Consider the following 10953-nt stretch of genomic DNA (forward strand, 5'->3'; position numbering starts at 1 on the left):
GAACCAAAGGACGGAGCGCCCCGCGCCGCAAGGCCCGGGCGCCGGCGGGTGCTACAAGCTGCGGGTCCCGAAGGTGTCGCAGGCCTTCACGCTGCCGTTCTCCAGGCCGTTGTGGAACCAGCGCTGGCGCTGCGCGCTGGTGCCATGGGTGAAGCTCTCGGGCACCACGGCACCGCCGTTGGCGCGCTGCAGCGCGTCGTCACCGATCTTGGCGGCTGCATTCATGGCTTCCTCCACGTCGCCCTGCTCCAGGATCTGCCGCGCGTTCTGCGCATGGTGGGCCCACACGCCGGCAAAGCAATCGGCCTGCAGCTCCAGGCGCACCGACAGCTGGTTGTATTCCGCCTGGCTGACCCGGCCGCGCATCTGGTCGACCTTGCGGGTGATGCCCAGCTGGTTCTGCACATGGTGGCCCACCTCGTGGGCAATCACGTAGGCCTGCGCGAAGTCGCCTGGCGCGCCCAGGCGACTCTTCAGTGTTTCGTAGAAGCCCAGGTCGATGTACACCTTCTGGTCTGCCGGGCAGTAGAACGGCCCCATGGCCGCCTGCCCCGTCCCGCAGGCCGTGGGCGTGGCCCCGCGAAACAGCACCAGCCGCGGCTCCTGGTAGCTGCCGCCACCCTGGCGGAACACGCCTTGCCAAACGTCCTCCGTATCGGCCAGCACGGTGGAGACAAAGCGCGCCATGTTGTCGTCCGCAGGCGGGCGGTGGGCCGGCCCTTGCGTTTGCACCTGGGCCGGCTGGCCGCCGCCGCCGCTGAGCAGCCCGAGCAGGGTGAGCGGGTTGACGCCCAGCACCCAGCCCCCGATCAGCGCAATGACGATGGTGCCGATGCCGATGCTGCGCCCGCCGAAGACCGGCATGCCGCCCCCGCCGCCGCCTTCGTCCCGCCGGTCTTCCACATTGTCCGATTCGCGATTGCCTTCCCATTTCATGCTGCTTCTCCAGTGCCGGCCCCGAGCGAGCGGCGTGGGCGCGATATTACGCGTCCCGCAGGGTCGGCCGGAGCGGTTCACGATCTCTCACAATAGGCGGCCCGGCACCCCCCGCGCCGGGCCGCCCATTTCATGCCCCACGCCCCCCACACCCTCCTGCGCCCCGCCCTCTTGCCAGCCGAGCCGGTCATTTTGCTCACCGGCTTCGACCCCTTTGGCGGCGAGCAGCACAACCCCAGCCTGCTCATTGCGCAGGCCCTGGACGGGCAGCGCATCGCCGGCCACCGCGTGGTCGCGGCCCGGCTGCCCACGGTCTTTGGCGCATCGCTGCGGCAGCTGCAGGCGTTGCTCGCAGCCCACCGCCCGGCGCTCACCGTGTGCCTGGGCCAGGCCGGCGGGCGGGCGGCGCTGTCGCTGGAGCGCATCGGCATCAACCTCAACGACGCGCGCATCCCCGACAACCTGGGCCAGCAGCCCATCGACACGGCGGTGGTGCCGGGCGGGCCGGCGGCCTACTTCAGCAACCTGCCCATCAAGGCCATGTGGCGCGCGGTGCAGCGCACGGGCGTGCCGTGCGAGGTGTCGCAGACAGCGGGCACGTTTGTCTGCAACCACGTCTTGTACGGACTGATGCACCTGCTGCATGCGCCCGGCGGCGGCCTGGAAGGCGCCCGCGGTGGCTTTGTGCACGTGCCCTGGCTGCCCGAGCAGGGCGCGCCCCACCTGCCCTTGCGGGACATGGTCCGGGGCATCCACGCGGCCCTGTGGGCGGCCGTGCTGACCCCGGCAGACATCCCGCTGTCGGCCGGCGCCACGCACTGAAAAATTGACGGCCGGACAACAGGGGCTTGCCCGCCCCCGCCGCCCGGCATTGCAGGGTAGAGTTGACATTTGTTTGCAATATCACACCCTTTCAGCCCCTCTTCGGACCATGAATTGGCCCCGCTTTTCGGACTGCAGCCTGCGCACGCAGATGGCGCTGGTGTTTGCCGGCCTGGTGGTGGGGGTCTCCGTGCTGCTGTCCTTGGCCTTTGGCGAACTGCTCAAGCGCCGCATCGAGCAGGATGCGGGCGCCGCGCTGAAGGTGGTGGCCGCAAACGCCGCCCAGATGCTGGCCGCCGGGCTGCTGGAACGCAGCCGCGAGGCCGAGGTGCTGGCCGCCGCCGAGGTGGTGTGGAAGCAGGGCCTGGACAGCCCTGAAGCGCACCACATGCTGGTGCGCAGCCAGGCCATGGAGCCCCACAGCGCGTGGATCGGGGTGGTGGACGCCCAAGGGGTGGTGCGCGCCGCCACGGGCGGCCTGCTGGAAGGAGACAACGTGGCCTCGCGCCCCTGGTTCCGCGAAGGGCTGGAGAAAACCTACGTGGGAGACGTGCACCCCGCAGTGCTGCTGGAAAAGCTGCTGGCGCCGCTGCCGTCCGGCGAAGCACACCGCTTTGTCGACTTCGCGGCCCCGGTGCGCCTGGGGCCCACCACCGTCGGGGTGGTTGCCATCCATGGCAGCTGGGAGTGGACACGCGAAGTCCTGGAAAGCATGACCCCCGCGCGCACCGACAGCCGCGCGGTGGAACTGTTCGTGTTCGACCGCGAAGGCCAGCTCATCTATGCGCCGGGTGGCCGCACCCGGGCGCTGCAGGAAGCGGGCCAGCGCCTGCCCGTGGAGCCCCGCCATCCCGCGGAAGCGGCAGCGTCCCGTCCCGGCGTCGCACAGTGGCAAGACGGGCGCCAGTACCTCACCGCCGTGGTGGCGCTCAAGCCGCGCAGCCGCGCGAGCGACCTGGGGTGGCGCGTCGTGGCACGCGAGCCGGTGGAGCTGGCCTTTGCCGAGGCGCGGCACACAGTGCGCAAGGCCCTGGCCCTGGGCCTGGCGGCGGCCCTGGTGGCGTGCGGGCTCGCGTGGGCTGTTGCGCGCCGCCTCAGCGAGGACCTGTACGCCCTGGCCGATGCCGCCAGTGCGATCGAGAGCGGCAAGCCCGGCGGGCACATTCCGCAGGCGCGCAGCAGCCGCGAGGTGCGCACCCTGGCCACCGCGCTGGACCGCATGACGAACCGGCTGCTCGCGGCCCGCGAGGCCATGGAGGAAAAAGTGCGCTTGCGCACGCTGGAGCTGGAGAGCGCCAACCGCGCCCTGGACCTGCAGGCCCGCACCGACGCCCTCACCGGCCTGCTCAACCGCCGGGGCTTTGAACCGCAAATGGCCTTTGCCCTGGCGTTGGCCCGCCGCACGCGACGCCCGCTGAGCGTGGTGGCGGTGGACGTGGACCACTTCAAGCGCGTGAACGACACCTACGGGCACGAGGCCGGCGACGAAGTGCTGCGCCAGCTGGCGCGCGCCCTGGAGCTGCGGCTGCGCCACTCGGACGTGGTCGCCCGCCTGGGCGGCGAAGAGTTCGTGCTCCTGCTGCCCGACACCGGCCTGGACGGCGCCCGGACCATTGCGCAGGCGGTGCTCACGGCCATGGCCGAACGCGAAGACCCGGTGGTGGGCCGCATCACCGTGAGCGCGGGCGTGGCCACGATGCGCGGCCCCGGAGATACGGGCATGGACATGCTGCGGCGCAGCGACGCCGCCCTCTACGAGGCCAAACGGCAGGGGCGCAACCGGGTCTGCACCGAAGCGTGAGCAGGAGCGCGGCGACGCCTCAGGACGGGCGGGCGTCCGCAGACGCCGCCACCTGCGCAGCCGCAGCGGGCGGGGCATCAAAGTAGGCCTGCAGTTGCGCGGCCAGGGCGTTCAAGGCCGGGTCGGGCACTTCCTGCGCCTGGGCCAGCTGCCACTGCGCGTAGGGCCGGTGGCCCAGCATCATGGCGGCATTCACGCAGTGGCCATGGGCGGCCATTTGCAGAATGAAGGCGTCCAGGCGCTCGCAGGGCCAGTAGTGGCACGACGGCGCACCCGCGGGCTCATCGGCCTCCCACCGCGGTGCGCCGGCTGCGGCAGCGCCTTCCGGCGCCGGGGCCGTGTCCAAGGCTTGCGGCCCTGCGCCGGCGTGGCCGGGCTCTGATGACCAGCGCGCCACCAGCGGACCGGCCAGCGCACCCATCCAGGCGACAAGCGACGGGTTAACGGAGGGGGGGGCAAAGGTCAGCATGGCAAGTCCTTCCGAACGATCATCGCCCGCGCATGTGGCTGGGGCGTGACACGGATGCTAAAAAACTTACCTGCGCTTGCACTTCAGCCAAGCGGCCTTGCCGCTGTAGGACGCCAGCGCAGCGGGCCGCCGCCCGCACAGCGCGCCTGCAGGACGGCGTTCAGGCCTTGGGCAGCGTGACGCCGATCTGCCCCTGGTACTTGCCGCCGCGGTCGCGGTAGCTGACCTCGCAGACATCGTCCTTGTCACTCTCGAAGAACAGCACCTGCGCGCAGCCCTCGCCCGCGTAGATGCGGGCGGGCAGCGGCGTGGTGTTGCTGAATTCCAGCGTCACATAGCCTTCCCATTCGGGCTCGAAGGGGGTCACGTTGACGATGATGCCGCAGCGGGCGTAGGTGCTCTTGCCCAGGCAGATGGTGAGCACATTGCGCGGGATGCGGAAATACTCCACCGTGCGCGCCAGCGCAAAGCTGTTGGGCGGGATGATGCAGCTGTCGCCTTCAAAATCGACAAAGCTTTTCTCGTCGAAGTGCTTCGGGTCCACCACGGTGCTGTGGATGTTGGTGAACACCTTGAATTCCGGAGCACAGCGGATGTCGTAGCCGTAGCTGCTGGTGCCGTAGCTGATGATCTTGCGCCCCTCGACCTCGCGCACCTGGCCGGGCTCGAAGGGTTCGATCATGCCGTGCTCGGCCGCCATGCGGCGGATCCATTTGTCGCTCTTGATGCTCATCGGTTGACTCCTGCGCTGCGGCCCCGCCAGCCAGCAGGCACCATGCTATTAAATATGTAGCTATTACCGCACTCAGGTCAAGCGCGGGAGCCGTATTTTGCTTGAGAAATCACCGCCTCTTCCACCACGCGGTCGTCGCCCAGTACGATCAGCGCAAACAAAAGCTCCGCCAGGCTGCCGGCCTGCGCGGTCTTGCGCGCCAGCAGCGGCGTGGCCGCGGGGTTGAGCACCAGAAAGTCTGCCTCACAGCCGGGCTGCAGGTTCCCCACGACCCCGCCCAGCCCCAGGGCCTGGGCGGCGCCGGCAGTGTGCAGCCACCACAGGCGCTCGGGCGACAGGCTCAGCCCCGGCTTGGTGTGCCCCTCGCGGCCGACATAGTAGGCGGCCAGCATCGTGTGAAAAGGACTGAAGCTCGTGCCGCCCCCCACGTCGCTGGCCAGGCCATGGCCGAAACCCACGCGGTCGGCGCCCGCAAAGTCGAAGAAGCCGCTGCCCAGGAACAGGTTGCTGGTCGGGCTGACCGCTGCCACCGCGCCGGTGGCCCGCATGAGGGCGCGGTCGTCGTCGTCGAAATGGATGCAGTGCGCATACACGGCGCGTTCGCGCATCAGGCCGAAATCGTCGTACACGCCCAGGTAGCTGCGCGATCCGGGGAACAGCTCGCGGGCCCAGCGGATCTCGTCGCGGTTCTCGGCCACGTGCGACTGGATCCACACGTCCGGGTAGCGCGCGGCCAGTTCGCCAGCGCCCCGCAGCTGCTGCGGCGTGCTGGTGGGTGCAAAGCGCGGCGTGATCGCATAGCCCAGCCGGTCCACGCCGTGCCAGCGCCGGATCAGGGCTTCGGTGTCCAGCAGGCTTTCCTCGGTGCGGTCGCGCACGCCGTCGGGCGAATGGCGGTCCTGCAGCACCTTTCCGGTCACCAGCCGCAGCTGGCGCTGCTGCGCCGCGCCCATCAGCGCGTCCACCGACACGGGGTGCGAGGTGGCAAAGGCCAGGGCGGTCGTCACGCCATGGCGCAGCAGCTCGTCGATGAACACCTGGGCCACCTGCTGCGCGTACGCGGCGTCGCTGAAGCGTGTCTCGTGCGGAAAGGTGTAGTTCTCCAGCCAGGGCAGCAGGCCCTCGGCGGGCGAACCGATCACATCGGTCTGCGGGAAATGGACATGCATGTCCACGAAGCCGGGCGCCAGGATGCGGCCGGGCAAGTGCTGCACCGGCACGCCGGCGTACTGCGGCGCCAGCGCCTGCCAAGCGCCCGCCGCCTGGACCCGCTGCCGGCCCGCGGCGTCGGGGCCTATGGCCAGCAGGCCGTCTTGGTCATACAGGGCCGTGCCATCGTCGGCAAAGCGCAAAAGGGCGGAACGGTAGACATGCATGGACGCTAGCTTAGCGGGCGGCCCCACCGGTGCGCATACCGCGCAGCCAATAGTGGCTATGCCCGCAGGGCGCGCGCCCGCTTACCGCAGGCGCGGCACGGCGTGCGTGGCCATGGCCTGCGCCGCCGCGCCCAGGCGGAACGCACCCACCACTTCGGACAGGCGCACGGCCTGCTCCTTGAGGCTTTCAGCGGCGGCCGTGGATTCCTCCACCAGCGCCGCGTTCTGCTGCGTCATCTGGTCGAGCTGGCTCACCGCCACGTTCACCTGGCCGATGCCCTGGCTTTGCTCCGACGCCGCGGCGCTGATCTCGCCAATGATGTCCGTCACGCGGCGCACGGAACCCACAATCTCGGTCATGGTGGTGCCAGCGTTCTGCACCAGGGCCGAGCCGGTCTCCACCTTCTCCACCGACACGCCGATCAGCGTCTTGATCTCCTTGGCCGCTTCGGCGCTGCGCTGCGCCAGGCCGCGCACTTCGCTGGCCACCACGGCAAAGCCGCGGCCCTGCTCGCCGGCCCGGGCCGCCTCCACGGCCGCGTTCAGGGCCAGGATGTTGGTCTGGAAGGCAATCCCGTCGATGGTGCCGATGATGTCGGCAATCTTCTTGCTGCTGGCGTTGATCTCGTCCATGGTGCTCACCACCTGGGCCACCACCTCCCCGCCGCGCTCGGCCACCGCGGCCGCCGACGCGGCCAGCTGGTTAGCCTGCACGGCGGAGTCGGCGCTTTGGCGCACGGTGCTGGTCAACTCCTCCATGGAGCTGGCGGTTTCCTCCAGGCTGCTGGCGGTCTGCTCGGTGCGGGCGCTCAGGTCCTGGTTGCCGGTCGCGATCTGCGTGCTGGCGGTGGAGATGCTGTCCACCACGCCGCGCACCTGCTGCAGCGAACCCTGCAGCGCGCCGCGCATCAGGTCCAGCGCACGCAGCAGGCGGCCGGTTTCATCGTTGGCGTAGTGGCTCTGCGGCTGGCCGGTCAGGTCCATGTCGGCAATGGCCTCGGCAATGGCCTCGGCGTGGCGCAGCGGCCGGGTGATGCTGGTGGCCAGCAGCCAGGCCAGCAGCGCGCCCAGCAGCAGCGAGATGCCGGTGCACACTTCCAGCAGCAGCGCGGTCTGCGCACGCAGGTTTTCGCTGCGCTTGCCGGCCTCATCCAGTTGCGCGCGCTGCATGTCCACCAGCTGCTGCACGCCCGCCAGGTAGTCGCGCGAGGTGGGCTCGAACCGCTCGTTGAACACCTTGTTGGCACTTTCGGCGTCACCTGCCTGCTTGTGCTTGCTCACCTCTTCGCGCGCGGCGAGGTAGTCCTTGCGCAGCTGGCCCACCTTGTCGAACAGCGCCTTTTCCTCGGCGGTGTCCATCTTGGACTCGATGAACTTCTGCAGTTCGTTGGTCTGGCTGATGGCCGCCGCCGTCGCCGGCGCGAAGTAGGGAATCAGGCTCGCGTCCGTGCTCTTGGCGATGGCCGCGGCACGCTGCACGCCCGACGTGGTGTGGCGCAGCCAGTCGGCCCCTGCACGCTCCGCCCGGATGTTGTCGGCCACCATGGTGTCGATTTCGCGCCCCAGCTGGCTCAGCTTGAACACAGCCGCCACGCTGCTGGCGAAGAACAGGGTGAGGATCACGCCCAGCACCAGGGCCAGGCGTTTGCCGATGGATATTTGATTGAGAAACATGGGGGGCGCTCCGTGGTGGCGCAGCAAGGCGCCGTGCCGGCCGACAGGCGGCGGCAAGGTTGGAAGAAATCCGGGGTGGAATGGGCCGCCCGGCCATGCCGCCCCTGCCGGGGGGACGCGCCGTGCTTGCCAACAAAAGTTTACATTCTAGGGTTTCCCCGGATTTCGTGCTACCGCCGGGTAAACACGCCCGCCCTGCGCTCCTCTCAGTCGTCGTGCTCGACGCAGCGCTCGAAGGCTTCCTTGAGCCTGTGCTCCCACACGCGCTTGTCGGCGTTGCTGGCAAAGCTGGCCTCGAAGCTGTTGAACGCCAGCTGGTAGGCGTGCCGGGCGGTAAGGCCGGTGGCGGCAAACACCTGCGTGAAGTTCTCGTTGATGTACCCGCCAAAGTACGCCGGGTCGTCCGAGTTGACCGTGGCGGCCAGGCCCGCATCCAGCAGTTGGCCCAGGTTGTGGTCCCCCAGGCGGGGGAACACGCACAGCTTCTGGTTGGACAGCGGGCACACCGTGAGGGCAATGCGCTCCTGCGCCAGGCGCTGCATCAGCGCCGGGTCGTGCACAGCCTGCACACCATGGTCGATGCGCTCGACCTTGAGCACATCCAGCGCGCTCCAGATATAGGCTGGCGGGCCCTCTTCCCCCGCATGGGCCACCAGGTGCAGGCCCAGCTCGCGGCAGCGGGCGAACACGCGCGCGAACTTCTCGGGCGGATGGCCGACCTCGCTCGAATCCAGGCCCACGCCCACGATCTTGTCCAGGAGGGGCTGCGCCTGCTCCAGCGTCTCGAAGGCGGACTCCTCGCTCAGGTGGCGCAGGAAGCACAGGATCAGCGTGGCGCTGACGCCCAGCTCGGTGCGTGCATCCGCACAGGCCCGGTGCAGGCCATTGATCACGGTTTCGATGGGCACGCCGCGCGCGGTGTGCGTCTGCGGGTCAAAAAAGATCTCGGCGTGCAGCACGTTGTCCTGCGCCGCGCGGCGCAGGTAGGCCTGGGCCATGTCGTAGAAGTCCTGCTCGTGCAGCAGCACGCTGGCGCCGGCGTAATAGATGTCCAGAAAGCTCTGCAGGTTGGTGAAGGCATAGGCGCTGCGCAGCGCTTCCACGCTGGCATAGGGCAGGCTCAGGCCGTTGCGCTGCGCCAGGGCGAAGATCAGCTCGGGCTCCAGCGAGCCTTCGATGTGAATGTGCAGCTCGGCCTTGGGCATGGCGCGCAGCAACTGGGGCAGGCGCGCGGAGGAAATGGGTGGGACTTTGAACATCAGCAAACTCCAAAGGTGACGCCACGCTGGCGCAGGAAGCGGCGGTACGCCGATGATGCCTTGTCCGCCGCGGTATGCAACTCTGCCCGCAAGTCCAGCGGCAGGCGCTGGGGCGTTTGCGACTCCAGCACCGGCTGGTCCTGCGTGAAGATGGTGTGCTGGAAGGCCTGCAGCTTTTCGTCCGGCGACTCGAAATCGGCCACGGCTAGGCGGAACCACACGCGGCTCTGTACGGGCGTCACGGGGCAGATGTACAGCGCAATCGATTCGCGCCAGCCGTCCACCGCCGTGGTGCCGGCCTCTGGCACCTTGGTCAGCACGGCGGCATAGGGCGCGGTGACTTCGTAGGTGTACTCGACCTGGGCGGGCGCGGTGGAGTGCAGGTTGGACTGCGGCTGCCAGGCCTTGCAACCCGTGGCCAGCAGGCCCGTGGGCGTGGGCTCGACCCGGTAGTCGTCCACGCCGGGCGCATCCCGGGTGCCCAGCCAGCCCTCGTGCACATAGGCGAAGTGGGCCATGTCCAGAAAGTTCTCCACAATGCGCGGCGCGCTGGACGCCACGTCGTAGGGTCCGCAAAGGACTTTGCGCAAGCGCGCGTCGTCTTCGGCCGCGAAGCCCGGCAGGTCGGCCTCGCCAGGCGCCAGGCGCACCCACACCAGCCCATGGGCCTCGCAGGCCGCATGGTGGCGAGCGCAATGCGTGGCGGGCGGCGTGAACGCCGGCAGCGCCGGCACGTGCGTGCAGTGGCCGTTCGTACCCTCGAACTGCCAGCCGTGGTAGGGGCACTCCAGCTGACCGCCCGCCGTGACCCGTCCCAGCGACAGCCGCGCGCCGCGGTGCGGACACTGGTCCGCCAGAACCCGCGGATGCCCGGCAGCGTCGCGCCAGAGCACCAGAGGCTGCTCCAGCAATTGCACGGACAGGGGCACGCTGCCGACCTCTTCCACCCGGGCCACTGGGTGCCAGTGGGTCCATTCCATGATCGTTGCAACCGTCGACATGACCGCATGCTCCTTTCGGCCGCAGCGAACGGCGCGGCTCAAGCCGCCCGACCGTCGCGGGCCATAAAAAAAGGGCCACCGCAGCAGCCCTTTGGGTTGTGGTGATCCGGCGGCGCCGCGCGCCGCCAGAAGGATCACTTCTTGTCGCCGCCGGGGATCTTGCCTTCCACGCCCTTGACGTAGAAGTTGATGCCGCCCAGGAATTTGTCGTCGGCCACGGCGTCCTTTTCCAGCACGGGCTTGCCGTCCTGGCCCACGATGGGGCCCTTCCAGATCACGAAGCTGCCGTCGGCCAGGCCCTTCTTCACCGCCTCGACCTTGGCCTTGGTTTCGGCCGGCACGTCTTCAGCGATGGAGACGAGGTCGATCGCGCCTTCCTTCACGCCCCACCAGCTCTGGCCCGTGCTCCAGGTGCCTTCCAGGGCGTCCTTGGTGGCCTTGATGTAGTACGGGCCCCAGTTGATGACGGCCGAGGCCAGGTGGGCCTTGGGACCGTAGGCGGTCATGTCGGAGTCCCAGCCGAAGGCGCGCTTGCCCTTTTCTTGCGCCGTCTTCAGCACGGCGGGGGAGTCGGTGTTCTGGAACAGCACGTCGGCGCCGCCGTTGATCAGGCTGGTGGCGGCTTCGGTTTCCTTGGGCGGGCTGAACCATTCGTTCACCCACACCACCTTGGTCTTGATCTTGGGGTTGACCGACTGCGCACCCAGCGTGAAGCTGTTGATGTTGCGGATCACTTCAGGGATTGGCACCGAGCCCACCACGCCCAGCGTGTTCGACTTGGTCATGGCGCCCGCGATCACGCCGGCCATGTAGGCGCCTTCATACGTGCGGCTGTCGTAGGTGCGCACGTTGGCGGCGGTCTTGTAGCCCGTGGCGTGCTCG

Annotated in this window: 10 protein-coding genes; 2 read left to right on the forward strand and 8 right to left on the reverse strand. The window is 69.0% G+C overall.

The features are described from left to right. Nucleotides 1–51: 51 nt before the first annotated feature. Complete coding sequence (locus LWW96_RS08055; protein ID WP_291485761.1) at nucleotides 52–936, reverse strand: neutral zinc metallopeptidase; 885 nt, start codon at nucleotides 934–936, stop codon at nucleotides 52–54. A gap of 132 nt (nucleotides 937–1068) precedes the next feature. On the opposite strand from LWW96_RS08055, the gene pcp reads away from it, so the two are divergent. Together pcp and LWW96_RS08065 are read left to right on the forward strand one after the other, a co-directional pair. After that, on the forward strand, nucleotides 1069–1758 hold the full coding sequence (pcp, locus tag LWW96_RS08060; RefSeq protein ID WP_291485762.1) for a pyroglutamyl-peptidase I: 690 nt from the start codon (nucleotides 1069–1071) through the stop codon (nucleotides 1756–1758). Nucleotides 1759–1867: 109 nt separating this feature from the next. Next, complete coding sequence (locus LWW96_RS08065; RefSeq protein ID WP_291485764.1) at nucleotides 1868–3559, forward strand: diguanylate cyclase; 1692 nt, start codon at nucleotides 1868–1870, stop codon at nucleotides 3557–3559. Nucleotides 3560–3578: 19 nt separating this feature from the next. Here the strand turns inward: LWW96_RS08065 and LWW96_RS08070 are convergent, their stop codons facing one another. The 7 genes from LWW96_RS08070 to LWW96_RS08100 form a co-directional block, all read right to left on the reverse strand. Beyond that, nucleotides 3579–4028 (reverse strand): hypothetical protein, encoded by a 450-nt coding sequence (locus LWW96_RS08070; RefSeq protein WP_291485765.1) that lies wholly within the window; start codon nucleotides 4026–4028, stop codon nucleotides 3579–3581. Nucleotides 4029–4188: 160 nt separating this feature from the next. After that, complete coding sequence (dcd, locus tag LWW96_RS08075) at nucleotides 4189–4761, reverse strand: dCTP deaminase (protein ID WP_291485766.1); 573 nt, start codon at nucleotides 4759–4761, stop codon at nucleotides 4189–4191. Nucleotides 4762–4838: 77 nt separating this feature from the next. After that, the gene (gene guaD, locus LWW96_RS08080) at nucleotides 4839–6137 is read right to left on the reverse strand and encodes a guanine deaminase (RefSeq protein WP_291485768.1); all 1299 of its coding nucleotides are present in this window, start codon (nucleotides 6135–6137) and stop codon (nucleotides 4839–4841) included. 81 nt (nucleotides 6138–6218) lie between these two features. Next, the gene (locus tag LWW96_RS08085; protein ID WP_291485770.1) at nucleotides 6219–7811 is read right to left on the reverse strand and encodes a methyl-accepting chemotaxis protein; all 1593 of its coding nucleotides are present in this window, start codon (nucleotides 7809–7811) and stop codon (nucleotides 6219–6221) included. A 206-nt stretch (nucleotides 7812–8017) separates the two neighbouring features. Then, nucleotides 8018–9070, reverse strand: a complete 1053-nt coding sequence (locus LWW96_RS08090; RefSeq protein WP_291485772.1) for an adenosine deaminase — start codon at nucleotides 9068–9070, stop codon at nucleotides 8018–8020. Further along, nucleotides 9070–10053, reverse strand: a complete 984-nt coding sequence (locus LWW96_RS08095; RefSeq protein WP_291485778.1) for an aromatic ring-hydroxylating dioxygenase subunit alpha — start codon at nucleotides 10051–10053, stop codon at nucleotides 9070–9072. The genes LWW96_RS08090 and LWW96_RS08095 overlap by 1 nt, the downstream gene beginning before the upstream one ends. A gap of 152 nt (nucleotides 10054–10205) precedes the next feature. After that, nucleotides 10206–10953: BMP family ABC transporter substrate-binding protein (locus tag LWW96_RS08100; protein ID WP_291485774.1), on the reverse strand; the 748-nt coding region annotated here is incomplete at its 5' end.

This window comes from Acidovorax sp. (assembly GCF_021287135.1).
GTDB lineage: Bacteria > Pseudomonadota > Gammaproteobacteria > Burkholderiales > Burkholderiaceae_C > Acidovorax.